The 22,456-nt window shown below is 68.6% G+C and carries 24 protein-coding genes; 11 read left to right on the top strand and 13 right to left on the bottom strand.

The features are described 5' to 3' along the window. Nucleotides 1–34 precede the first annotated feature (34 nt). Both DM480_RS08600 and DM480_RS08595 read left to right on the top strand, forming a co-directional pair. Nucleotides 35–1,336 (top strand): sugar MFS transporter, encoded by a 1,302-nt coding sequence (locus DM480_RS08600; protein WP_115378461.1) that lies wholly within the window; start codon nt 35–37, stop codon nt 1,334–1,336. A gap of 2 nt (nt 1,337–1,338) precedes the next feature. Next, the gene (locus tag DM480_RS08595; RefSeq protein WP_115378460.1) at nt 1,339–2,847 is read left to right on the top strand and encodes a glycoside hydrolase; all 1,509 of its coding nucleotides are present in this window, start codon (nt 1,339–1,341) and stop codon (nt 2,845–2,847) included. Between the two features lie 3 nt (nt 2,848–2,850). On the opposite strand, the gene ruvA is transcribed toward DM480_RS08595, so the two are convergent. The 5 genes from ruvA to DM480_RS08570 form a co-directional block, all read right to left on the bottom strand. Next, entirely contained in the window at nt 2,851–3,453 is a 603-nt protein-coding gene (gene ruvA, locus DM480_RS08590; RefSeq protein ID WP_115378459.1) for a Holliday junction branch migration protein RuvA, read from the bottom strand. After that, a complete protein-coding gene (gene ruvC / locus DM480_RS08585) occupies nt 3,450–3,956 on the bottom strand; it encodes a crossover junction endodeoxyribonuclease RuvC (protein WP_115378458.1) in 507 nt (168 codons plus the stop codon). The genes ruvA and ruvC overlap by 4 nt, the downstream gene beginning before the upstream one ends. After that, nucleotides 3,953–4,357, bottom strand: coding sequence for an endonuclease domain-containing protein (locus DM480_RS08580; RefSeq protein ID WP_115378457.1), 405 nt, complete (start codon nt 4,355–4,357; stop codon nt 3,953–3,955). The genes ruvC and DM480_RS08580 overlap by 4 nt, the downstream gene beginning before the upstream one ends. 44 nt (nt 4,358–4,401) lie before the next feature. Continuing rightward, nucleotides 4,402–5,145 (bottom strand): YebC/PmpR family DNA-binding transcriptional regulator, encoded by a 744-nt coding sequence (locus DM480_RS08575; protein WP_115378456.1) that lies wholly within the window; start codon nt 5,143–5,145, stop codon nt 4,402–4,404. Nucleotides 5,146–5,245: 100 nt separating this feature from the next. Next, nucleotides 5,246–5,779, bottom strand: coding sequence for a DUF1003 domain-containing protein (locus DM480_RS08570; RefSeq protein WP_115378455.1), 534 nt, complete (start codon nt 5,777–5,779; stop codon nt 5,246–5,248). Nucleotides 5,780–5,894: 115 nt separating this feature from the next. On the opposite strand from DM480_RS08570, the gene DM480_RS08565 reads away from it, so the two are divergent. Both DM480_RS08565 and DM480_RS08560 read left to right on the top strand, forming a co-directional pair. Then, nucleotides 5,895–7,361, top strand: coding sequence for an ATP-binding protein (locus tag DM480_RS08565; RefSeq protein WP_115378454.1), 1,467 nt, complete (start codon nt 5,895–5,897; stop codon nt 7,359–7,361). Nucleotides 7,362–7,429: 68 nt separating this feature from the next. Then, entirely contained in the window at nt 7,430–8,041 is a 612-nt protein-coding gene (locus tag DM480_RS08560; RefSeq protein ID WP_198665777.1) for a DUF1826 domain-containing protein, read from the top strand. A 90-nt stretch (nt 8,042–8,131) separates the two neighbouring features. On the opposite strand, the gene DM480_RS08555 is transcribed toward DM480_RS08560, so the two are convergent. Together DM480_RS08555 and DM480_RS08550 are read right to left on the bottom strand one after the other, a co-directional pair. Beyond that, on the bottom strand, nt 8,132–8,398 hold the full coding sequence (locus DM480_RS08555) for a DUF2312 domain-containing protein (protein ID WP_115378452.1): 267 nt from the start codon (nt 8,396–8,398) through the stop codon (nt 8,132–8,134). A gap of 104 nt (nt 8,399–8,502) precedes the next feature. Next, nucleotides 8,503–8,883 carry a DUF1244 domain-containing protein gene (locus DM480_RS08550; protein WP_115381040.1) on the bottom strand — a complete coding sequence of 127 codons (381 nt, stop codon included), beginning with the start codon at nt 8,881–8,883 and terminating at the stop codon, nt 8,503–8,505. An 81-nt stretch (nt 8,884–8,964) separates the two neighbouring features. Here DM480_RS08550 and pyk point away from each other — a divergent pair, with 81 nt between their 5' ends. Beyond that, entirely contained in the window at nt 8,965–10,419 is a 1,455-nt protein-coding gene (gene pyk, locus DM480_RS08545) for a pyruvate kinase (protein ID WP_115378451.1), read from the top strand. Nucleotides 10,420–10,453: 34 nt separating this feature from the next. Here pyk and DM480_RS08540 read toward each other — a convergent pair whose 3' ends face one another. Together DM480_RS08540 and ykgO are read right to left on the bottom strand one after the other, a co-directional pair. Continuing rightward, nucleotides 10,454–11,059 (bottom strand): HAD family hydrolase, encoded by a 606-nt coding sequence (locus DM480_RS08540; protein ID WP_232833920.1) that lies wholly within the window; start codon nt 11,057–11,059, stop codon nt 10,454–10,456. 12 nt (nt 11,060–11,071) lie between these two features. After that, on the bottom strand, nt 11,072–11,197 hold the full coding sequence (ykgO, locus tag DM480_RS08535) for a type B 50S ribosomal protein L36 (RefSeq protein WP_003046794.1): 126 nt from the start codon (nt 11,195–11,197) through the stop codon (nt 11,072–11,074). A gap of 134 nt (nt 11,198–11,331) precedes the next feature. Here ykgO and DM480_RS08530 point away from each other — a divergent pair, with 134 nt between their 5' ends. The 6 genes from DM480_RS08530 (at nt 11,332) to DM480_RS08500 (ending at nt 16,103) form a co-directional block, all read left to right on the top strand. Further along, nucleotides 11,332–11,931, top strand: a complete 600-nt coding sequence (locus DM480_RS08530) for a DUF4136 domain-containing protein (RefSeq protein ID WP_115378449.1) — start codon at nt 11,332–11,334, stop codon at nt 11,929–11,931. Beyond that, nucleotides 11,928–13,037 (top strand): M14 family metallopeptidase, encoded by a 1,110-nt coding sequence (locus DM480_RS08525; protein WP_115378448.1) that lies wholly within the window; start codon nt 11,928–11,930, stop codon nt 13,035–13,037. The genes DM480_RS08530 and DM480_RS08525 overlap by 4 nt, the downstream gene beginning before the upstream one ends. Continuing rightward, entirely contained in the window at nt 13,034–13,501 is a 468-nt protein-coding gene (locus tag DM480_RS08520) for a GNAT family N-acetyltransferase (protein WP_232833919.1), read from the top strand. Before DM480_RS08525 ends, DM480_RS08520 begins: the two co-directional genes overlap by 4 nt. Further along, a complete protein-coding gene (gpmA, locus tag DM480_RS08515) occupies nt 13,501–14,187 on the top strand; it encodes a 2,3-diphosphoglycerate-dependent phosphoglycerate mutase (RefSeq protein WP_115378447.1) in 687 nt (228 codons plus the stop codon). The genes DM480_RS08520 and gpmA overlap by 1 nt, the downstream gene beginning before the upstream one ends. Before the next feature lie 408 nt (nt 14,188–14,595). Continuing rightward, nucleotides 14,596–15,051, top strand: coding sequence for a 5-(carboxyamino)imidazole ribonucleotide mutase (gene purE / locus DM480_RS08505; RefSeq protein WP_115378445.1), 456 nt, complete (start codon nt 14,596–14,598; stop codon nt 15,049–15,051). Then, nucleotides 15,048–16,103 carry a 5-(carboxyamino)imidazole ribonucleotide synthase gene (locus DM480_RS08500; RefSeq protein WP_115378444.1) on the top strand — a complete coding sequence of 352 codons (1,056 nt, stop codon included), beginning with the start codon at nt 15,048–15,050 and terminating at the stop codon, nt 16,101–16,103. The genes purE and DM480_RS08500 overlap by 4 nt, the downstream gene beginning before the upstream one ends. 349 nt (nt 16,104–16,452) lie before the next feature. On the opposite strand, the gene DM480_RS18730 is transcribed toward DM480_RS08500, so the two are convergent. The 4 genes from DM480_RS18730 to DM480_RS08480 all read right to left on the bottom strand — a co-directional run bounded on the left by DM480_RS18730 (nt 16,453) and on the right by DM480_RS08480 (nt 22,428). Next, entirely contained in the window at nt 16,453–17,193 is a 741-nt protein-coding gene (locus DM480_RS18730) for an energy transducer TonB (protein ID WP_115378443.1), read from the bottom strand. 34 nt (nt 17,194–17,227) lie between these two features. Further along, nucleotides 17,228–19,150, bottom strand: a complete 1,923-nt coding sequence (locus DM480_RS08490; protein WP_115378442.1) for a CocE/NonD family hydrolase — start codon at nt 19,148–19,150, stop codon at nt 17,228–17,230. Nucleotides 19,151–19,267: 117 nt separating this feature from the next. Then, complete coding sequence (locus DM480_RS08485; protein ID WP_115378441.1) at nt 19,268–19,567, bottom strand: hypothetical protein; 300 nt, start codon at nt 19,565–19,567, stop codon at nt 19,268–19,270. Nucleotides 19,568–19,590: 23 nt separating this feature from the next. Then, nucleotides 19,591–22,428: a M16 family metallopeptidase gene (locus DM480_RS08480; RefSeq protein ID WP_115378440.1), complete on the bottom strand. Its 2,838-nt coding sequence runs from the start codon at nt 22,426–22,428 to the stop codon at nt 19,591–19,593. Between the last annotated feature and the right edge of the window lie 28 nt (nt 22,429–22,456).

Below are 22,456 nucleotides of genomic sequence, written 5' to 3'. Positions count from 1 at the left end.
GTCGCACCCGCGTTGCGAACCCAAGGAGAGGATCATGCCCGGACCGATGGTTGCCAATACCGCAGCGAGAGGGGGGACGGGCCCGTCGGCGTCATACGGCCCCGCACTCGCGCTGCTCGCCTCGCTGTTCTTCATGTGGGGCTTCATCACCGTCATCAACAATACGTTGCTGCCGCACCTGCGCAGCGTGTTCGAGCTCAATTACTTCCAGACCGGGCTGATCGAATCGGTATGGTTCATCGGCTATCTCCTCGCGTCGATCCCGGCGGCGAAGCTGATCGAGCGGATCGGCTATCAGCGTGCGCTGACGACGGGTCTGGGCGTCATGACGCTCGGCTCGCTCGGCATGATCCTGGCGGCATCGATGGTGTCGTACGGCGTCACCGTCGCGTCGCTGTTCGTCGTGTCGTGCGGCATCGCGCTGCTGCAGGTGGCCGCAAACCCCTATGTCGCGGTGATCGGCCCGCCGGAAACCGCGGAGGGGCGGCTGACGCTGGTCCAGGCTTTCAACACCACCGGCGATGTGCTGGCGATCATCTTCGGGAAATATCTGATCCTCGCGCGCACCACCGCCGGCACCGCGGCGCACGGCACGCAACTGACCGAGGCGCAGCGCATGGCCGACGCGCAGGCGACGGAACTGCCCTATCTGATCGTCGCGATCGTGCTGGCGCTGCTGGCGATCCTGATCGCCCGGGCGAAACTGCCCGCGCTGGGCGCCGCAACGCAGCGCGCCAATGCGGAGGACCGCAAGGGTCTGTCGCTGTGGAGCCACCGCAACCTGATCCTCGGCTGCGTCGGCATCGCGCTCTGCGTGCTCGGCGAGATCGGCGTCAGCAGCTATTTCATCAACTTCGTGTCGCAACCCGATGTCGCCAACCTCGCGCAGGACCATGCGGCATCCTACCTCCTCTTCTTCTGGGGCGGCATGATGGTCGGCCGGTTCGCCGGCGCCGCGCTGATGCGCAAGATCGCGGCACAGCATGTCCTGGCGCTCTTCTCGCTCATCGCCCTGGCCGGCACGTTGACCGCCGCGCTCGTGACCGGGCCATTGGCGATGTACGGCCTGATCGTATCGGGTCTCGGCATCTCGATCATGTTCCCGGCGATCTTCGCGCTGGCGATCCGCGGCCTAGGCCCGCTGACCGAGGAAGGCTCGGGCCTCCTTATCATGTCGATCGCGGGCGGCGCGCTCGCCTCGATCCAGGGCAAGATCGGTGATGCCTACGGTCTGCACTGGGGCTTCCTGATACCGGCGGGCTGCGCGCTCTACGTGCTGTTCTATGCGCTGGTGGGCTCGCGGCCGACCAACGCCCTGCCCGACCAGCAGGTCTGACGATGCGGTGCGTGCGCCTCGCCGTCCTGCTGGCGGCAGGCGCCGCATCCGCAGCGTCCGCCGTTGCCCCGGCCCCCGCTCCGGCGCAGGACGCGCCGGTCACCGTCACGCTGCGCCCGGCGGTCGATCGCCCGTCCACCCGGTTCGAAGGCTGGGGCACCGCGCTCGCCTGGTTCGCCAACCTCAGCGGCGGCTGGCCGGAGGCGGAGCGGACACGGCTCGCCGATCTGTTCTACGGCAAGGGCGGGCTCGGCTGGACGATCGCGCGCTACAATATCGGCGGTGGCAATGCCGCGGACACGCCCGCCTATCTGCGCGCGGGCGGCGCGGTGCCGGGCTTCTGGCGCAAGCCTGCGGGCGCGACGGGCCGCGACTGGTGGCGCGCGGACGATCCGACGATGTGGGACTGGACGCAGGATGCGAACCAGCGCTGGTGGCTCGGCGCGATCAAGGCGCGTGTCGAGGCGCCGATCTTCGAGGCTTTCTCCAACTCGCCGCCCTGGTTCATGACCGTGTCGGGCCGCGTTTCCGGCGCGGACAAGGCGACCGACGACAATCTGCGCCCCGGTTTCGAAGCGCCCTTCGCCGCCTATCTGGCGCGCGTCGTCGACGAACTGCAGCGCCGTCACGGCATCGCTTTTCGCACATTGTCGCCCGTCAACGAGCCCAACACCGATTACTGGTTCGCCGCGAACAAGCAGGAGGGCGCGCACTGGAGCCCCGCGCGCCAGGCCGCGATGATCGACGCCAGCGACGCCGCGCTCAAGGCGCGCGGGCTGAAAACCGTCGTCGCCGCGCCCGACGAAACCAATTCCCACACCTTCCTGACCGACTGGGCGGGCTATCCCGCCGCGACGCGCGCGCGGATCGGCCAGCTCAACGTCCACAGCTATGGCGCGATCCACCAGACCGGCGTGCGCGACGTCGCGCGGTCGAGCGGCATCCGCCTGTGGATGAGCGAGAATGACGCGCCGCTGGCGGGCGACCCGGAAAATTTTGACGGCATGGCGAGCCCGCTCGCCTTCGCCGAGCATGTCGTCGGCGACTTGAAGCGGCTGGAGCCCGCCGCCTGGGTCTTCTGGCAGGCGGTCGAGGACCTCAGCGCGCGCGACGGCGCGGCGGGCAGCAACTGGGGCCTCGTCAAGGCGGACCAGCGCAGCCTCGCCGGCGGCCCGCACCCGCTGTACGTCACCCGCAAATACTGGGCGATGGCGCAGTTCAGCCGCTTCATCCGCCCGGGCTACCGGCTGGTACCGGTCGACGATATGGATACGGCGGGCGCGCTGTCGCCCGGCGGCGACCGGCTGGTGATGGTGCACGTCAACCCCGCACCCATGGCGCGGCGGCTCGTCGTGCCGACGGGCTGGCGCGTACAGACGGTGTTGACCGACGCGACGCACGACGCCGCCTGCGTCGCGGGCGTCGCCGCCCCGCCGCGGTCGATCGTCACGCTCGTGCTGACCAGGGGACCGACGCCGGCCGACGTCTGCGGCGCGTCGTCGCCCCGCTGAGGGTCAGCCTTTCGCCGCCTTGCGCAGCGCCAGCCGCACCAACGCGTCGAGCGTCGCGCCCGGCCCCAGTTCCTCCTCCGCCGCGCCGACCGCGCTCGCCGCCTCGGCGGGGCGGAAGCCGAGGTTGAGCAACGCCGACACCGCATCCGCGCTCGCTCCCACGGGCGCGATCTGCGACGCGGCCGCCGGCCCCAGCGTCGCGACCGCGCCGACCTTGTCCTTCAGCTCGCGCACGATCCGCTCGGCGAGTTTCGGCCCGACGCCATTGGCGCGCGCGACCATCGCCTTGTCCTGCGCCGCAACCGCGCGCGACAGTTCCGCCGGCTCCAGCGCCGACAGGATCGCCAGCGCGACGCGCGCGCCCACGCCCTGCACCCCGGTCAGCAGCCGGAACCAGTCGCGCTCGCCCGCGGTCGCAAAGCCGACCAGGCGCAGAAAATCCTCGCCGACCAGCATCTCGGTGAACAAGGTCGCCGCCTCGCCGACCGGGCCGATCGCGGCGAGCGTGCGCGACGAGGCGCCGACGAGATAGCCGACGCCGCCGACGTCGATCACCGCATGGTCGATGCCCGTCGAATCGAGGCGGCCCTTCAGATGCGCGATCATGCCGTAATCCTTGCCCGGCGCGCCATGCCGGCCGCGCTCGCCAGATGATGCGCGTGCGTGATCGCCACCGCCAGCGCGTCGGCGGCGTCCGGCCCCGCCAGCTTCGCGCCGGGCAGCAGCACCGCCATCATCGCCTGGATCTGCCGTTTCTCCGCGCCGCCCGTGCCGACCACCGCCTTCTTGACCGTCGAGGGGTGATATTCGCCGACGAGCAGCCCGGCGTTCGCCGCAGTCAGCAACACGACGCCGCGCGCCTGCCCCAGCTTCAGCGTCGATTGCGCGTTGGTGTTGCCCAGCACCTCCTCCACCGCCGCGCCATCGGGCTTTTCGGCAAGGATGACGTCGGTCAGCGCCGCATTGAGGTTCGCCAGCCGTCGCGGCAGCGGCATCGACGGATCGGTCCTGATCTGCCCGTTGGCGATATGGCTCAGGCGATTGCCATCCGCATGGATCACCCCCCAGCCCGTCGTGCCGAGCCCCGGGTCAAGACCGAGGATGATCAAAGCCCCTCCTCTTCAGAGGAGGGGTTGGGGTGGAGGCCGCCGCTCGGGATCCAGCGCGGCGGTAGCGACTTTGCGCGCGTCAGGATCGCGTGCAACACACCGTCCATGTTCGTCATCACGTCGGTGTTGGTGAAGCGCAGCATCTCAATCCCAAGCCGTTCGCGGAAGTAGGCATCGCGGCGGGCATCATCCTCCGCATCGTGCGTATGGCCATCAATTTCCACCCCCAGCGCGACCGACGCGCAGAAGAAATCGACGATCCAGCTTTCGACAGGATGCTGACGCCGGAATTTCAAACCACCGAGGCGGGAGGCCGACAGGTGTCGCCATAGCCGCGCCTCGGGCTCAGTTGGATTATGGCGGTTGGCGCGAGCATTCTTCCCGATCCGATCGAGCGTCATCCGGCGTCCTCCACCCCAACCCCTCCTCTGAAGAGGAGGGGCTTTTAGCCCAGCTTCTCCATCACCTCGTCGGAAACCTCGTAGTTCCCCCATACGGTCTGCACGTCGTCGTCGTCGTCGAGCGCGTCGATCAGCTTGAACAACGTCGCCGCATCGCCTTCCGCCACCGCGACCATCGTCTGCGGGCGCCAGGCAAGCTTCGCGCCCTCCGCCTCGCCGAGCACCGGCTCCAGCGCCTTGGCGACCTCGTGCAGGTCCCCCGTCGCGGTCCAGATCTCGTGGCCGTCCTCGCTCGACGTCACATCCTCCGCGCCCGCCTCCAGCGCCGCCTCGAACACCTTCTCGGCATCGCCCGCGCTCGCCGGATAACTGATCAGGCCCATCCGGTCGAAGCCGTGGCTCACCGATCCGCTCGCGCCCAGATTGCCCCCGTTCTTCGCCACCGCGGTGCGCACGTTGGTCGCGGTGCGGTTGCGGTTGTCGGTCAGCGCCTCGATGATCAGCGACACGCCGCCGGGGCCGAAGCCCTCGTAGCGGATTTCCTCGTAATTCTCGCCGTCGCCCTTGGACGCCTTGTCGATCGAGCGCTGGATATTGTCCTTGGGCATCGACTGCGCCTTTGCCGCGGCGATCGCGGCGCGCAGGCGCGGGTTCATGTCGGGGTCGGGGAGACCCATCTTCGCCGCGACCGTGATTTCGCGGGACAGCTTGGAAAACATGCTCGAGCGCTTCTTATCCTGCGCGCCCTTGCGGTGCATGATGTTCTTGAACTTGGAATGGCCTGCCATGGTCGCCTCTGACGGATAATCGTGTGCCTTTAGCGGCTGATCCACTGACGTGGAAGCGGCACCGGCCCGCTCCCGGGCGGGGGAGCGGGCCGGTGCCGCCTCAGGTCCTTTGGGCCAAGCCGTCGATTTTCGCTTCCAGTCCCGCCAGCCGTTCCGCGACGAGCAGGTCGAGCTTCTCGTGCAGCCGCAGGATCTCCAGCTCCGCGCGCAGGTTCGTCTCATAGTCCAGGCTCGCGGCCAGCCGGTCCTTCGCCGCCTGGCGGTTCTGGCTCATCATGATGACGGGTGCCTGGATCGCCGCCAGCGTCGAGAGCATCAGGTTCAAAAAGATGTAGGGATACGGATCGAAGACCAGCCCGAAATGGCCGAGCACGTCCGAATTGAGGATCATCCAGCCCAGCAGCACGAGCGTGAAGGCGATGATGAAGCCCCACGACCCGCCGACCGCGGCGACCTTGTCCGCCAGCCGGTCGCCGACACTCGCGCGCAGATCCGCCTCGTCCGCCGCGTCGCGGCTGATCAGCGTGCCCGCGTCGATGCTGGCAAGGACGCGCCGCTCCTCGGGATCGAGCGCCTCGTTGGGCTTGCGCAGCAGTCGCAGGGCAAGGTCGGTGATCGGCGGGCGCTGCGACATGGCTGGGGATTCCGGCTGAAAAGTCCGTCGTCGCCCTAGCCGTGCGCGCCGCCGCCGCCAACCCGACGCAAACCGCTTGCCCCCCGCCCCCCCGTCGGCCAAACGGGCGGCGATCATGACCGTCAGCGTAGACATGGGCAGCGACGAACGCGGCGCGCCCGTGACCATGGACCTCGAAGAATTGCTCGCCACCCGGTTGCTCGTCCAGGGCAATTCCGGGTCGGGCAAGTCGCACCTGCTGCGCCGCATGCTGGAACGCTCGGCGGGCCAGGTGCAGCAGGTGGTAATCGATCCCGAAGGCGACTTCGTCACGCTGTCCGACGCCTACGGCCACGTCGTGATCGAGGCGGCGGATTATTCGCAGGCCGAGATCGCGCGCATCGCCGGCCGCCTGCGCGAACATCGCGCCAGCGTCGTGCTTAGCCTCGAAGGGCTGGAGGCGGAAGGGCAGATGCGCTGCGCCGCGGCCTTCCTGTCGGCGCTGTTCGATGCGCCACGCGACCATTGGTATCCCGCGCTCGTCGTCGTCGACGAGGCGCAGTTGTTCGCGCCCGCGGGCGGCGGCGAGGTCGCCGAAGAAGTGCGCCGTGCGTCGCTGTCGGCGATGACCAATCTGATGTGCCGCGGCCGCAAGCGCGGCCTCGCCGGCGTCATCGCGACGCAGCGGCTGGCGAAGCTCGCCAAGAACGTCGCCGCGGAAGCGTCGAACTTCCTGATGGGGCGCACCTTCCTCGATATCGACATGGCGCGCGCCGCCGACCTGCTCGGCATGGAGCGGCGCCAGGCGGAGGCAATCCGCGACCTCGCGCGCGGCACCTTCCTGGCGCTCGGCCCCGCGGTGTCGCGCCGCCCGATCACGGTCAGGATCGGCGCGGTCGAGACGAGCGCACGCTCGGGCAGCCCAAAATTGACCCCGCTCCCTTCCGCGCCGGTCGAGAATCTCCAGGAACTGATCTTCGCGCCCCCGCCCGAGGCGGCGCCGCAGCTGCCGATGACGTTCGATCCGCGTCCGCGCCGCGTGCCTGCGGACGAGCTGCTCGACACGATCGAACGCCCCGCGCCGGTCCAGCCCGGTCTCGCGCCGCTGCCCGACAAGTCGGACGAGGAGGTCGAGACGATCTACGCCGACGTGCTGCGTGCGATCGTCGCGGACGGCGATGCCGCGATGCGGCCGCCATCGGTGCTGTTCCAGGACTTTCAGGTCCGCTGCCGCATGGCAGGGCTGGCGAAGCCACCGCTCGACCTCGCCGGCTTCACCCGGCGCCTGTCCGCGGCACGCGCCGGCATCTTCGACGTCAGCGATCCCGAATGGGCGGCGGCGATGGCGCTCGCCGATACCTTGCCCGAGGACATGATCGGCCCGTTCCTGCTCGTCGCCCGTGCCGCGCGCGAGGGCGAGCCGTGCCCGTCCGACGCCGCGCTCGCGGAAACCTATGGCACCAGTTCGCTGGGCCGCGTCCGCCGGCTCGTCGGCTACATCGAAAGCCGCGAACTGTTCGTGCTGCGCACCGATCTATCGGGCAAACGCTCAATCACCATCCCCCGCCTGGGCTGGACGACCGCGGCGAGCGAGGCCGTGTGAACGGCGACCCGTTCGCCGGCGCGGATCGGCCACTCGACAAATTTGATACGATGTATCATCACGATTCGATGCACGCTCTTTTCGATGACCCGCGCACCTGCGATGGTCCGCACGTCACGCCTGTCGACGACCTCCCCGCGCTCGCCGCGGCGATCGACGCTTCGTCCTGCCAGCTCGCGATCTGTCCGCGCGACACCGATCCGGCGCTGGCCGCGCTTGGGACGCTCGCGATCGATCCGATCGCATCGATCGACACGATCATGCCTGTCGCCCAGTTGGCGTCGGATTTGCCACGCGCGCTGATGGAGGCGGGCTACCCCGCCGACCTCGCCGTCCCGCTGGCAATCGACATCGCGCGGCTGGCGCGCTTCCACGCGGGCATCCGCCGCGTCGCGGCGGTCCGCATCCGGCTGGAATGGATCGTCACCGACGCCTGCCGCCGCTTTCACATGGATTATGTGACGACGCGCCTGCTCGTCACCTATCGCGGTGCCGGCACGCAATGGGTGGAGGCGACGCGGCCGGACGCGATCCGGCACATTCCGCGTAACGCCATCGCCCTGCTCAAGGGGCGGCGGCTCGTTGCCGAGCCGGCGATCCTGCACCGTTCGCCGCCGCTCGCCGATCCGGCGGCGGCGCGGTTGCTGCTCGTCGTCGATCCGGTCGCCGCCGACGACTGAGCGGCCCTGCGGGCGGAACGCGCCGCCGCACGCGGCCGAAAAGGCCGGGACATCGGGCCGTCGCGACACCCGCGAAAGCCCGATGCGGGCTCAGATCATGCCGAGCGCCTGCATGTACACCTCGAGGATCGCTTCCTCTTCCTGATACTCTTCCTTCTTCTTCTTGCGGATCGAGAGGATCTTGCGGATCGCCTTCGGGTCGTAACCGCGCCCCTTCGCCTCGGCCATCACGTCCTTGATGTCGTCGGCGATACCCTTCTTCTCTTCTTCGAGCCGCTCGGCGCGCTCGATCAGCAGCCGCAGTTCGTCCGCCGCGACGTGCCCGCCGCCCATGCCTTCGCCACGCTCTTCCGCCATATGTCCCACCCGCCGCGAACCGGTCGCGGCCCTTCCTTGCTGATTCGATGATGATACCGGCCGCGCCGGCAGGGCGCCGCGTCTAGGCCTTTACCACGATGCGCTCAAGCCTCTCGGCGACCCGGTTCGGTCATTGCGGGCGGGTCGCTCGCCGGAAAGCTTTCGTCCAACGCCTCGTCGAGGTCGGCGTCACGCCGGTTCCGGGCGACGCTGTCCGCCATGCGCGCGACCTGCTCGGGGCTCGCCTCCGTCTGGTAATGCCGCTTCCACTCCGCCTGCGGCATGCCGTAGATCGTCTCGCGCGCCGCGTCTTTCGACAGGCCGCCCGCCTCCTCGATCCAGTCCGACAGGCAGTTGCGGCAGAAACCCGCAAGCCCCATCAGGTCGATGTTCTGCGCATCGGTGCGGTGGCGCAGATGGCGAACGAGGCGACGGAACGCCGCAGCGGCGACGGTATCGTCCAGCGTGTCGAGGGGATCGGTCATGCGCGCTTGGCCCTTCCAATGGTTGATCCCGACCAGATAGGGACTAGAGGGGACGGCGGCCATTCCCCAGGAGCCCCATTCATGACCACTGCCATCGCGCCCAGATCGCGAAAAGTGCGCGTTCTCGCGACCCTCGGTCCCGCGAGCAACAGCCCCGAGATGATCGCCACCCTGTTCCAGGCCGGGGCCGACGCCTTCCGCATCAACATGAGCCACGGCGACCAGGCATCGAAGGTGCCCGTGATCCAGGCGATCCGCGACCTCGAACGCGAATTCCGGCGCCCGACCACGATCCTGGCCGATCTTCAGGGCCCCAAGCTGCGCGTCGGCAAGTTCGACGGCGGCAAGGTCGTGCTGGAACACGGCAGCCGCTTCGTGCTCGATCGCGACCCGGCGCCGGGCGACGCGACGCGCGTCGAACTGCCGCATCGCGAGATTTTCGAGGCGATCGAGCCGGGCGCCCGCCTGCTGCTCGACGATGGCAAATTGGTGCTGCGCGTCGCCGAGCATGACGCGGATCGGATCGTCACCACGGTCGAGGTCGGCGGGCCGCTGTCGAACAACAAGGGGCTCAACGTCCCAGACGTCGTGCTGCCGATGGCCGCGCTGACCGAAAAGGATCGCAGCGACCTCGCCTTCGCGGTCGAGCAGGGCGTCGACTGGATCGCATTGAGCTTCGTACAGCGGCCCGAGGACCTGTGGGAGGCGCGCAAACTGATCGGCGGCAAGGCCGCGCTGCTCGCCAAGATCGAAAAGCCGCAGGCGATCGACCGGCTCGAGGAGATCGTCGAGGCGTGCGACGGCGTGATGGTCGCGCGCGGCGACCTGGGCGTCGAACTGCCGCCGCAGACGGTACCGCCGCTGCAGAAGCGCATCGTCGAAACCGCGCGCCGGCTCGGCCGCCCGGTGGTGGTCGCGACGCAGATGCTCGAATCGATGATCCAGAGCCCGTCGCCGACCCGCGCCGAGGTGTCCGACGTCGCCACCGCCATCTACGACGGTGCGGACGCGATCATGCTGTCTGCGGAAAGCGCGGCCGGCGCATGGCCGGTCGAATCGGTCGCGATGATGAATGCGATCGGCATCTCGGTGGAAAGCGACCCCGGCCACGGCGACCGTATCCACTTCACCGTGACGCGCCCCGATCCGACCACCGCCGACGCGCTGGCGGAGGCGGCGAAGTCGATCGCGCATACCACGTCGGCGACGGCGATCATCTGTTTCACCACGTCCGGCTCGACCGCGCGCCGCATCGCACGCGAACGGCCGCCGGTGCCGATCCTGACGCTGACGCCGAACAAGGAGACGGCGCGTCGGCTCGGTCTGCTGTGGGGCACGCATGCGGTCCACACACGCGACGTCGAATCGTTCGAGGACATGGTCGGCAAGTCGAAGCGGATGGCGCTGCGCACCGGCATTGCTAAGGCGGGCGACCGCGTCATCGTGATGGCGGGCGTCCCCTTCCGCACCCCGGGATCGACCAACGTCATCCACGTCGTGCGTATCATCGGCGACGAATTGAAGGACGACGGCTGAGCAGGCACCTCCCCTCCCGCTTGCGGGAGGGGGATTACAGCAGCCCCAGCGTCTCGAGTTCCCGGCGCAGCGTCGGCTCGCCGGTGAAATGCAGCCCGATCAGCCCGACGCTCTGCGCGCCGGCAATGTTCGCCGCATTGTCGTCGATGAACACCGTCTCCGCCGCCTCAAGCCCGAATCGGTCGAGCGCCAGGCGATAGATGGCGGGATCGGGCTTCACCAGTTTCTCGTCGCCCGACACGACGACATCACGGAACCGGTCGAACATCGCCGCCTCGCGCGCGCGGAACGGCGGCCAGAATTCGTGGCTGAAGTTGGTGATCGCGAACAGCGGTACGGCGCGCGCATGCAGCTCGTCGACGAGCGCGTGCATGCCGGGGATCGGATCGCCGATGCTCTCGAGGAAGCGCGGCCCCCAGGCGCGGATCAGCTCAGCATGTTCGGGGAACAGCGCCGTAAGCTCCGCCGAGGTGTCGGCGAAGTCGCGTCCGGCATCATGCTGGAAATGCCATTCGTGCGTGACGACGTCGCGCACAAACGCATCAAGCGCCCGATCGTCGTCGATCAGGCGCCGATACAGGAACCGTGGGTCCCAGTCGTACAAGACCCGGCCGACGTCGAAGATGACGGCGGTCGGCATGCGCATGGCTGCTTAGCCCTGACGCGCCTTGAAACGACGGTTGGTCTTGTTGATGACGTACGTGCGGCCGCGGCGACGGATCACGCGGTTGTCCCGGTGGCGGTCCTTGAGCGACTTCAGGCTGTTGCGGATCTTCATGATCGATTCGCTTCTTTTCGAATTGAAAGGTGTCGGAGAAAGCGCGAGCGCCTAGGCAGAAGCGCTGCAATAGTCAAGCAACGCCGGGGTGTTTAGAGCGTTTCGCAACGCGTCACTATATCGGGATTCGCCGCATGACCCTTCGCCCCTTCCTCGTCCTCGGCTTCGCGGGCATCGCGCTCGCCGGATGCGCCACCACCGCGTCGCTGCCGCCGACGCAGGTCGTGCGCTATCATCTGAACCAGCCGATCGCGCGCGGGACGATCGCGGTCCAGCCGCTCGACACCGGCACGCCCAGCATCGAGTTCAAGACCTACGCCGCCGCGGTCGAGGGCGAGCTGCTGAAACTCGGCTACACGCTGCCCGCCGCCGGCGCGCGGCCCGATTACGTCGCGACCGTCAACTTCACCCGCACGACGCAGGAAGGCCCGCCGCGCCAGCCGCCGGTCAGCATCGGCCTGGGCGGAGGCGGCTATAGCGGCGGCTATCGTGGTGGCGGCGTGGGCCTCGGCGGCGGCATCAGCTTCCCGATCGGCAAGCGTCGCCCCACCGAAGTGCTCGCCGCGCGCCTGTCGGTGACGATCAAGAACGGCCGCGACCAGTCGCCCGTCTGGGAAGGCCAGGCGCAGGGGATCAGCGATATCAGGAGCGCCGACGAACAGGCGCCGCGCCTCGCCCATGCGTTGTTCGTGGGGTTCCCGGGCGAGTCCGGCCGCACTATCGAGGTCAAATGACCATACAGATCAACGCCGCCTTCGACGGCGGCAACATCCGGCTCGTCGCGATCGACGGGGATCGCGTCGACCTGGAGATCGTCAAGGATCATCAGTCGGATTTCTTCCAGTGGTTCTCGTTCCGCGTCGCCGGCGCGCGCGGGCGGCGGCTGACGCTCCGCATCCTCAATGCGGGCGAATCGGCCTATCCGTTCGGCTGGCCGGGCTACCGGACGCGCGCGAGCACCGATCGAATCCATTGGCGGATGATCGACACCCGCTACGAAGGCGGCGTGCTGTCGTTCGACTATCAGGTCGACGGCGAACTCGCCTGGTTCGCCTATTTCGCGCCCTACACCATGGAGATGCACGAGGCTTTGGTCGCACGCATCGCGCAGGCGCCCGGCGTCACGCACCGCCAGCTCGGCACCTCGCTCGACGGGCAGGCGATCGATTATTTCCGGATCGGCGCGGGGCCGAAGCCGGTGTGGCTGTACGCGCGCCAGCATCCGGGCGAATCGATGGCGGAATGGTGGATGGAAGGCGCGCTCGACTGGCTGACCAGCGACGCCGCCCGGCCGCTCCTGGAAAAGGCGACGGTCCACGTCGTCCCCAACATGAACCCCGACGGCACCCGCCGCGGCCATCTGCGCACCAATGCCGCGGGCGTGAACCTCAACCGCGAATGGCACGCCCCGACCGCGGAACGCAGCCCGGAAGTATTGTGCGTGCGCAACGCGATGGACGAAACCGGCGTCGTCTTCGCGATTGACGTCCATGGCGACGAGGCGATCCCGGCGAACTTCATCGCGGGCTATGAGGGCATCCCCAACTGGACCGAGGATCACGGCGCCAAATTCTACGACTTAGGCCGCCGCCTCGCCGCGCACACGCCCGATTTCCAGGTCGAGAAGGGCTATGAGAAGGCAAGTGCCGGCAACGCCAACCTGTCGATGTCGACCAACCAGCTCGCGCACCGCTTCGGCACGGTGTCGGTGACGCTGGAAATGCCGTTCAAGGACCATGATCCCAATCCCGATGCCGAATTCGGCTGGTCGGGCGAACGGTCGAAGGCTTTGGCCGTGTCCTGCCTCGAGGTCCTCACCGGGATGATCGACACGTTGTGATCGAGGTTCGCCGCGACGACCCCTGCTCACCGGCGGCGGCGGCGCTGATCGCCGAGCATCTCGCCTTCGCGCAGGCGGACGGCGATGCCGCCTTTCGCTTCGCGCTCGGCGCCGCAAAGCTCCGGGCGCCCGACACTGCCTTCTTCACCGCCTGGGATGGCGATGCGCTGGTCGGCATGGGCGCGGTGAAGCGGCTGGACGACGATCACGCCGAGCTGAAATCGATGCGCACCGCCGACGCGCATCGCCGCAAGGGCGTCGCCGCGGCGGTTCTGGCCGCGCTGATCGCGCATGCACGCACGCAAGGCATCGCCCGGTTGAGCCTGGAAACGGGCACCGGCGACCGCTTCGCGCCGGCGCATGCGCTGTACCGCCGCTTCGGCTTCGTGGACTGCGGCGCCTTCGCCGACTATCCCGCCGACAGCACGCAGAATCGCTACATGACCCTGATATTGGAGGCCTGATGCCCACGCTCGTCCTGATCCGCCACGGCCAGTCCGCCTGGAACCTCGAAAACCGCTTCACCGGCTGGTGGGACGTCGACGTGACCGAAAAGGGCGCGGCCGAAGCGCGCGCCGCGGGCGAACTGATGGCGGCCAAAGGCCTCGATTTCGACATGACCTTCACCTCGCTCCAGACGCGGGCGATCAAGACGCTGAACCTCGCGCTCGAGGCGATGGGCCGGCTGTGGCTGCCGGTCGAGAAGGACTGGCGCCTCAACGAGCGCCACTATGGCGGCCTCACCGGCCTCGACAAGGCGGAGACCGCGGCCCGCCATGGCGACGAACAGGTCCACATCTGGCGCCGCAGCTTCGACGTGCCGCCGCCACCGCTCGAAGCGGGCAGCGCATACGACCTCAGCCAGGACCGCCGCTACGCCGGCATCGCCGTGCCCCAGACCGAAAGCCTGAAGGACACGATCGCCCGCGTCCTGCCTTATTGGGATGCCCGCATCGCGCCCGCGCTGAAGGACGGCCAGCGCGTGCTGATCTCCGCGCACGGCAATTCGCTGCGCGCGCTGGTCAAGCATCTGTCCGGCATTTCGGACGAGGAGATCACGGGCCTCGAAATCCCGACCGGCCAGCCGATCGTCTATCAGCTCGACGACCAGCTCAACGCCACCGACCGTTATTATCTGAGCGAGCGCTGACCGGCTTCATCACCCTTGCCATCCCGGCGAAAGCCGGGACCCATGGAGGTGATCGGCGAATGGCGGCGCATCACCGCCGATGGCGCGTGTCCGTGGGTCCCGGCGTCCGCCGGGATGACGAAAGTGGCAACGGACACGCGCCCTTCGCCGTCATCCCCGCGCAGGCGGGGATCCAGACGCGCAGCGCATGGAAGGAGCCGCAGCGTCGACGTCTCTGGATTCCCGCCTGCGCGGGAATGACGAGGCCTTCGAGGCGCAGCGCCGCATACCCTACCCCCTGCCGCTCCAACCCAACGGCGTAAGCGCGCCCGCCGTCCCCCTCCACCGTTGCCCTCCCCCGCACCTTTGGCTAGGCAGCGTCTCCCTCGCGAGGAGCAACGCGTGACAGAGCCTCTGGTCGGCATCATCATGGGATCGACGTCCGACTGGGACACGATGCGCCACGCATCGACCGTGCTCGACGACCTCGGCGTGCCGCATGAAACCAGGGTCGTGTCCGCGCATCGCACCCCCGACCGCCTCTACGATTATGCGAAGACCGCCGCCGGCCGCGGGCTGAAGGTGGTGATCGCCGGCGCCGGCGGCGCGGCGCACCTGCCCGGCATGGCGGCCGCGATGACGCATCTGCCCGTGCTGGGCGTGCCCGTCGAAAGCAAGGCGCTGAAGGGGCAGGACAGCCTCCTCTCGATCGTCCAGATGCCCGGCGGCATTCCCGTCGGCACCCTCGCGATCGGCAAGGCCGGTGCGATCAACGCCGGGCTGCTCGCCGCCGCGATCCTCGCGATCGGCGACGACGCGCTGTCGCAGCGGCTTCAGGACTGGCGCCGCCGCCAGACCGACAGCGTCGCGGTCGATCCGGCATGAGGCTCGATCCCGGCGCGACGATCGGCATTCTCGGTGGCGGCCAGCTCGGCCGCATGCTCGCCGTCGCGGCGGCGCAGCTCGGTTACCGCACGCATGTCCTCGCGCCCGATCGCGAAAGCGTCGCCGCGCAGACCGCGTCCAGCCTGACGCGCGCCGATTACCACAATCGCATCGTCCTCGCCGATTTCGCGGCGGCGTGCGATGTCGTCACCTACGAGTTCGAGAATATCGACGTCGTCCCCGTCGAATGGCTGGCGGCGCGCGTCCCCGTCCACCCCGCGCCCGCCGCGCTGCGCGTCGCGCAGGACCGGATCGCGGAAAAGAGCTTCGTCGAAAAGGTCGGCGGCCGCCCCGCCCCCTGGGCGGCAGTGAACAGCCGCGCCGACCTCGACGCCGCGATCGCGCGCATCGGCACACCCGCAATCCTGAAGACGACGCGCTTCGGCTACGACGGCAAGGGGCAGGCAGTGATCGCGACGCCCGCCGACGCAGGCAGCGTGTGGGATACGATCGGCGGCCCCGCGGTGCTGGAAGGCTTCATCCGCTTCGACCACGAATTTTCGATCCTGATCGCGCGCGGCCACGATGGCGTCGCCGTCCGCTACGACCCGCCGCACAACGTCCATCGCGACGCGATCCTGCGCACTTCCACTATACCCGCGCCTGCCGAAGTGGTCGCGCAGGCGGAAGAGGCGACCGCGCTCGCCTGCCGCATCGCCGACGCGCTCGACTATGTCGGCGTGCTCGCGTGCGAATTCTTCGCGACCGACCAAGGCCCGGTGTTCAACGAGATGGCACCGCGCGTCCACAATTCCGGCCATTGGACGATCGAGGGCGCGGAAACCTCGCAGTTCGAGAACCACATCCGCGCGATCTGCGGCCTGCCGCTGGGCGCGACGACTCCGACCGGCCGCGTCGAGATGCGCAATCTGATCGGCGAGGACCCGTGGGCGGACGCGTTGACCGAACCCGGCGCGCATCTGCACCTCTATGGCAAGGGCGAGGCGCGACCCGGTCGCAAGATGGGCCATGTCACCCGCGTCACGCGCTGAACGGGGCTATCCAAAACAGAACAAACGTGGTACACGGGGTGCCCGCGGAAGTCGGCGCGCTCTTTCTCATGGCAGCCCAAGGTCACGGTGAAACGGAACCGCCCGATCGTTTCGCGCCGGCTCCTTAGTCGACCGATCCGACGTCCGTGCGTGCCCATCGACAGCAGGCCAGTCATACGTCGTCACCCCGGACATGATCCGGGGTCCCGCTTGTGCTGATCGCAGAACATCGCTCAGCCCCCCTGTCCGAAAACTCACCGCGTAAAAATGTCTCGCGAAACTTTATTTTACTAACCCGACACGACATTACCCGTTTAGGTGTCAATTTTGTCAAGACTCGCGCGATGCATCATTTCGGCAAGGGCGGCGCTGCCGGCATCATGAAGTTGACCGGCACGACCACCGGCACGTCGAGCGGCTCGCCATTCCGCCGCACGGGTCGGATACGGAACTGCCCCCACAGCGCCATGGCCGCTTTACCGAAGCCGAAGCCCTTGGGCGTCTCGCTGAGCAGCCAGCAGCGTCGCGGCGGGCCCGGTCGGGGGACGTAGCAGCCCAGTTCGACCCGCCCCGGCACGCGCCGCTTGATCGATTCGCGTGGCCAGTTCGCCTGCATCGCATCGGGCGGCGGCATGCGGATCCATTCCGCCCTCGCATAGCGGACCCCGCCGTCGCCCGGCCCGATTCCGTCGCCGCTGCCGCCACCTGTGCCCCGCCCCGTCCCGGCCGCGTCGCGGCCCGTCCCCGCCAGTTGCGCGGGCACGCCATCCGCGGCGAACGGCGAGGCGACGGCCGGCGGCGCCGGCGGCGCGACCGGCAGCGGCGTCGTGTCGACGCGCTCCGGCGGCGGCGGCGGTGGCGGCGATCCACCCGCGGGCTTGCGCGCCGGCATCGGCGGGCGCGGCGGCGGCGGCTTGGATACGACCGGCGGTGGCGGCGGCGGTGGTGGCGGCACGTCGAACACCGCCAGCGCCGGCATGTCCGGACGTACCGGCAGCGTCCCGTGCGCCTTCAGCAACAGCGCCAGGATCGCGGCATGCGCCCCGATCGCGAGCGCCAGCGCGCGACGATCGGGGGCACGCGGCGGCATTAATCCCGCCGACTCCGCGTGGGGGGCCGCCCGGTCACTTGACGACGGGCAGCGCGATATAGCTGGCGCCCGCGCCCGACACGGTCACCTTCTGCGTCGCCGCGACGAAATCGCCCGGCTTGGCGTTGAAGATGTTGGGCACGAACGTCTGCGGGTTGCGATCGTACAGCGGGAACCAGCTCGACTGCACCTGCACCATGATGCGGTGGCCGGGCAGGAAGACGTGGTTCACCATCGGTAGCGCGAAGTTATAGGGCAAGGGCGTGTTCGCCGCGATCGGCTTTGCCTCCGCCAGGCTCTCGCGATAGCGGCCGCGGAAGATGTCCATCGACACCGCCAGCTGATATCCGGCCATCGCCTGATCCGCCTTCATCCCTTCGGGATAGACGTCGATCAGCTTGACCACCCAGTCGCTGTCGGTGCCGCTCGTCGATGCGGTCAGGTGGACTTCCGGCACGCCGGCGACGGTCACCGCCTGCGTCAGCGGTTCGGTGGTGAAGGTGATGACGTCGGGCCGCCCCGATACGCCGCGCTGATCGTCGACCAGCCACTGGCGCCACGTCGATCCGGGCGCGTAGGTCGGTTTGAGCGGGCGGACACGGAACGACACCGGCGCGCGGGGGTCGGATACGTAATCCACCGTCTGCGCGGCCCCGGCCGCCGGATCGAATCCCAACGCGCCGCCGGGCTTCAGGTAAAGCGGCGTCGCCTTCGCGTCCGCCACGGCCGGCCAGGATTGCAGCCGCTGCCATTCGTTCGCACCGGTCTGGAAGACCGTCACCGGCGCGACGTCCATCGCGGGCTGGTCGCTCTTCAGATAATGGGCAAGGAAGGGCGCGAGCACGTGGCGTCGCCACCATTTGGCGGTGTCGCTGTCCCACTTGATCGCGCCCAGCGCATTACCGTCGCCCGCTTCCTGGCCGTGGAACCACGGCCCCGCGGACAGAAAGACCATGTCGTTGTTCGCGTCCTTGGGCTTCAAGGCGCGATAGACCGCCGGCGCGCCGTAGATGTCCTCCTGGTCCCACAGGCCGTCGACCAGCATCATCGGCACCTTGAACGGCTGTTTCGCCAGCACCTGATCCATCGCCTGGCTCTGCCAGTAGCTGTCGTAGGCGGAGTGCTCGACCAGCTTCTGATAAAAGCCCATCTTGTCGACGCCCTTCGCCTTCGCGACCGCGCCGGCAGAGCCCATCTTCAGGTAATATTCGTAATCGTCGGCATAGCCGGTGCGGAACGGCGTGTCCGCCGCGGCGGTCGCCTCCTGCCCCAGGATATAGGGCAGCATCGTTTCGCGGAATGCGCCGTTGTGGAACCAGTCGTCGCCGCGCCAGCCGTCGACCATCGGGTTCATCGGCACCGCGACCTTCAGCGCCGGATGCGGGTTGATGAGCGGCATCAGCGACAGGAACCCGTCGTAGCTGATTCCGGTGATCCCGACGCGCCCGTTCGATTCCTTGATGTTCTTCACCAGCCAGTCGATCGTGTCGTACGTATCGGTCGAATCATCGACCTGGCTGGGGTTGAACGGCGTGCCGACCGGCGCGGGGTTCATGACGTATCCGCCCTGCGACCCGTGCATGCCGCGCACGTCCTGAAAGACGCGAATATAGCCCGCTTCGGTGATCGCATCGTCGCCGGTCGCGCCATCCGCGGTCGGCGCGGCGTAGAAACCGGGGTTATCGCCGAGCGCTTTTTCCGCGTCATAGGGCGTGCGCGTCATCAAGATACCGGCATCGTGCGCGCCCTTCGGGATCGCAATCACGGTGTGCAGCTTGATGCCGTCGCGCATCGGAATGTCGACGACGCGGCGGACGTAACCGTACGTATCCTCCTTCGCGGGCGGCGTCGCGGGCCGTTCCGTCCAGGTGACGGGCTTGATCCGCTGCTGCGCCGGGGCGGCGCCGGCGGTCAGCAGCAGGGCGGTGGCGGAAGCGAGCAGCAACGGGCGTTTCATCGGACAACCTCTTTCGAGTGCGAAGGCGAGACGGGAGCGGGCGAAAACGAAAAAGGCCCGCCCCCTGCCGCGTCGAGGCGGCGGGGAGCGGGCCGGAAGATCAGCGGGACGATCCCGTCACGCGGTGCGCGTGCCCGACAGCGGGAAGCTGCCGAAGGCGCCGGCGCCGACCGAACCGGTCAGCGTGTCGCCGTCCGCCGTCGCCTCGATATCCAGCGTCATCGGCATCGGCGAGGTCATCTGCTGCTTCCAGGTGATCGTGTTGCCCGCCGCGTCGCCCGCGATATCGCTAGACCCCATCGCGCCGGACGCGGAGCCGGTGAAGCTGCCCCCGTCGGTGGCGATGGTCAGCGTCATATTCTGGTCGCCCAGCGGCGACTTGACGGTGCAATCCCAGGTGCCGTCGATATCGGCCATCGTCACTCTCCCAAAACCAGGCGTTACTTCGCGACCGGCGCGCCGCCGGCGGGGGCGCCGGCGACCGCGTTCGCCGGAATGACCTCGACCGGCAGCCCCAGGGTGTCAAGCTGCGGCTTGACCTTCGCCGCGTCGCCGACGACGACCCAGAACGCCTTGTTCGGATCGATCGCGCCGCGGATCGCGCCGTTGAGATCGGCCAGCGTATAGCCGCGCAGGCGCGTCGCCAGCGTCATCTGGTAATCGTCGGGTCGCCTGTAGGTGTCGTTCGACTGCATCGCGACGAGCACCGCGCCCGACGTTTCGTAACTGCCCGGCAGCGCGTTGATCCCGCCCTTGATCGCACGGTCGAACTCCTCCTGCGTCATCGGCTGCTTCGTCAGGAATTCGACGACGTCCGTCCGTGCGGACGCCAGCGACGGGCCGGTCTGGTCCGCCTGCACCGGCGCGCTGATGACGTAGGGCGCGGCCTCCACCGTCGTCTGGAAACGGCCGTTGGCGCCATAGGACCAGTGACGCGTTTCGCGCAGGTCCATGTTGAGCCGGCTGAGGAAGCTGCCGCCCAGTGCATCGTTCGCCGTCGTGACGGGCAGCAGGTCCTGCGTACCCTTCAGCGCGGTCGGGATCGCGCCGATCACCACCGACTGCGGGCTGTCCGGCCGGTCGACCAGCACGATCCGGGGAGCGGACGGCTGCGGCGGGGCAGAGAAGTCCTTGACGCCCGCCGGACCCATCGGCCGCCAGTCGCCGAAACGCGCGTCGAGCGCGGCACGCACCTCTGCCAGCGGCCGGTCGCTGACGACGAAAATCTTGGCCTTGTCCGGGCGCAGCCACGCCCGCTGGAAGGCGATGAGATCGGCGCGGGTCAACGCCGCCACGGCGCGCGGATCCCCCCCGCCCTGCGCCTTCGCATAGGGATAGGCGGGGCCGTAGAGCAACGGGGGCAGCACGCGACCGACGAGCCCGTTGGGACTGGTCAGTTCCTGCGCGATGCCGGCGAGCGTCTGTTGCTTGACGCGGGCGAGTTCCGCCTCCGGAAAGGTCGGCGCACGCACCACCTTGCCGAACAGGTCGAGCGCGGGGGCGAGATTGGCGCTCGGCACCCCCAGCTGGACCAAGGTGCGATCCGGCGTGCCGTTCGCCCCGAACTGCGCCCCCAGCCGCTCCTTCGCCTCCGCAAGCTGGATGGAGGTCATGCCCTCGATCCCTTCGTCCATCATCGCCAGCGTCACGCCCTGCGTGCCCAGCTTGCCCGGCACGTCGGCTGCCACCCCCGCGTCGAACGACACCGCGATTTGCGTCACCGGCACCGCGCTCCGCTGTGCGTAGACGACCTCGATCCCGTTGCTCAGTCGCGCGCGCTGGACGGTCGGAAAGGTCAGGCCCGTGACGGGACCGACCACCGGCAGCGGCCCGCGCGTACCCTTGACCGGCGTGTCGGGCGCGGCCGCCACGGCCGCCGGCGCCGGGACGCGGGCCTCCTCATAGGCGGCGCGCGGCCCCTTCTCGACGGTCAATGCATAGGCGGGGCGGCTCAGCCATTTGTCGGCTGCGGCCTTGACGCTCGCGGGCGTCTGCGCCGCCAGCGCGGCCAGGTGCTTCTTGTAATAGCCCGGATCGTTGTAGAACAGCGCACCCTGCGCCAGCGCGACCGCCTTGCCGCCAAAGCCGCCGACCGACTCCAGGCCACCGATCGTGCCGGCTGCGCGCGTCGTGACGACGCGGTTGACCTCGTCCGCGGTCGGCCCCGTCGCCAGGAAATCGGCGAGGATCTCGTCGATCCGCCGCCCGACCAGCGCGGGGTCGACGCCAGCGCGGACGATCGCCCGGATCGCGAACGTCCCGACCTGCGCCCCCGGGATGGCGGCCGCCGAGGCGCTGACCGCGAGCTTTTCCTGCTTGACCAGGATGGTGTCGAGCCGGCTGGACGCGAGGCCGCCGAGCACCGACCCGGCGACCTCAAGGGACGCGGCATCGGGGGTGTCGCCGCCGGGGATCGCCCAATAGCGGCTGACCATCACCGCAGCGACGCGGTCCTTGATCGTTTCGGCCTTGGGCGCCGCCAGCGTCGGCACGGGCGCGACTGGGCGGACGCTCTTCGGGCCCGCCGGGATCGCGCCGAAATACTTTTCGACCAAAGGCTTGGCCTGCGCGACATCGATATCGCCCGCCAGCACCAGCACCGCATTGTTGGGGCCATAGTGATCGCGGAACCAGTTCTTCACCGTCTCGAGGCTCGCTGCATCGAGGTCGGCCATCGAGCCGATCGTGTCATGGCCATAGGGGTGCGTTGCCGGGAACAGCCCTTCGGTCACCTTGTAGCGCGTCAGGCCATAGGGCTGGTTATCGCCCTGTCGCTTTTCGTTCTGGACGACGCCGCGCTGCTCGTCGAGCTTCGCCTGTGTGATCGCGCCGAGCAGATAGCCCATGCGATCGGATTCGAGGAACAGTGCGCGTTCCAGCCCCGCCGTCGGCACCGTCTCGAAATAATTGGTGCGATCGAGGTTGGTCGTGCCGTTGAAATCGGTCGCGCCCACCTGTTTCAGGGGTTCGAAGAAGTCGCCCGGCGCATTCTCCGACCCGTTGAACATCAGATGTTCGAACAGATGCGCGAAACCCGTCGATCCCTTGGGCTCGTGCTTCGCGCCGACGTCGTACCAGACGCTGACCGCGACGATCGGCGCCTTGCGATCGGTGCTGACGATGACGCGCAGGCCGTTCTTCAGCGTGAACGCCTGATACGGGATGTTCACCTGCTTGATCAGCGTCGCCGCCGGCACCGGCTTCGCCGTTTGTGCCGTTGCGGGCGCGACGAGCGCGAGGGTGGCCGCCCCTGCGAGCCAAAGCGTTTTCATCGTCATTCTCCCCAACCGGTGTTTGAGCGGAGCA

Source organism: Sphingomonas sp. FARSPH (genome assembly GCF_003355005.1).
In the GTDB taxonomy this organism is placed as follows: Bacteria; Pseudomonadota; Alphaproteobacteria; order Sphingomonadales; family Sphingomonadaceae; genus Sphingomonas.
Note: the sequence above shows the minus strand (reverse complement) of the source record. Positions and strands in the feature narration are given on the sequence as shown.

Bases quoted from the DNA above. Each gene is read 5' to 3' on its own strand.
- DM480_RS08600 (WP_115378461.1), top strand. From the start codon at position 35: ATGCCCGGACCGATGGTTGCCAATACCGCAGCGAGAGGGGGGACGGGC.
- DM480_RS08595 (WP_115378460.1), top strand. From the start codon at position 1,339: ATGCGGTGCGTGCGCCTCGCCGTCCTGCTGGCGGCAGGCGCCGCATCC.
- ruvA (WP_115378459.1), bottom strand. From the start codon at position 3,453: ATGATCGCGCATCTGAAGGGCCGCCTCGATTCGACGGGCATCGACCAT.
- DM480_RS08580 (WP_115378457.1), bottom strand. From the start codon at position 4,357: ATGACGCTCGATCGGATCGGGAAGAATGCTCGCGCCAACCGCCATAAT.
- DM480_RS08575 (WP_115378456.1), bottom strand. From the start codon at position 5,145: ATGGCAGGCCATTCCAAGTTCAAGAACATCATGCACCGCAAGGGCGCG.
- DM480_RS08570 (WP_115378455.1), bottom strand. From the start codon at position 5,779: ATGTCGCAGCGCCCGCCGATCACCGACCTTGCCCTGCGACTGCTGCGC.
- DM480_RS08565 (WP_115378454.1), top strand. From the start codon at position 5,895: ATGACCGTCAGCGTAGACATGGGCAGCGACGAACGCGGCGCGCCCGTG.
- DM480_RS08560 (WP_198665777.1), top strand. From the start codon at position 7,430: ATGCACGCTCTTTTCGATGACCCGCGCACCTGCGATGGTCCGCACGTC.
- DM480_RS08555 (WP_115378452.1), bottom strand. From the start codon at position 8,398: ATGGCGGAAGAGCGTGGCGAAGGCATGGGCGGCGGGCACGTCGCGGCG.
- DM480_RS08550 (WP_115381040.1), bottom strand. From the start codon at position 8,883: ATGACCGATCCCCTCGACACGCTGGACGATACCGTCGCCGCTGCGGCG.
- pyk (WP_115378451.1), top strand. From the start codon at position 8,965: ATGACCACTGCCATCGCGCCCAGATCGCGAAAAGTGCGCGTTCTCGCG.
- DM480_RS08540 (WP_232833920.1), bottom strand. From the start codon at position 11,059: ATGCCGACCGCCGTCATCTTCGACGTCGGCCGGGTCTTGTACGACTGG.
- ykgO (WP_003046794.1), bottom strand. From the start codon at position 11,197: ATGAAGATCCGCAACAGCCTGAAGTCGCTCAAGGACCGCCACCGGGAC.
- DM480_RS08530 (WP_115378449.1), top strand. From the start codon at position 11,332: ATGACCCTTCGCCCCTTCCTCGTCCTCGGCTTCGCGGGCATCGCGCTC.
- DM480_RS08525 (WP_115378448.1), top strand. From the start codon at position 11,928: ATGACCATACAGATCAACGCCGCCTTCGACGGCGGCAACATCCGGCTC.
- gpmA (WP_115378447.1), top strand. From the start codon at position 13,501: ATGCCCACGCTCGTCCTGATCCGCCACGGCCAGTCCGCCTGGAACCTC.
- purE (WP_115378445.1), top strand. From the start codon at position 14,596: ATGGGATCGACGTCCGACTGGGACACGATGCGCCACGCATCGACCGTG.
- DM480_RS08500 (WP_115378444.1), top strand. From the start codon at position 15,048: ATGAGGCTCGATCCCGGCGCGACGATCGGCATTCTCGGTGGCGGCCAG.
- DM480_RS18730 (WP_115378443.1), bottom strand. From the start codon at position 17,193: ATGCCGCCGCGTGCCCCCGATCGTCGCGCGCTGGCGCTCGCGATCGGG.
- DM480_RS08490 (WP_115378442.1), bottom strand. From the start codon at position 19,150: ATGAAACGCCCGTTGCTGCTCGCTTCCGCCACCGCCCTGCTGCTGACC.
- DM480_RS08485 (WP_115378441.1), bottom strand. From the start codon at position 19,567: ATGGCCGATATCGACGGCACCTGGGATTGCACCGTCAAGTCGCCGCTG.
- DM480_RS08480 (WP_115378440.1), bottom strand. From the start codon at position 22,428: ATGACGATGAAAACGCTTTGGCTCGCAGGGGCGGCCACCCTCGCGCTC.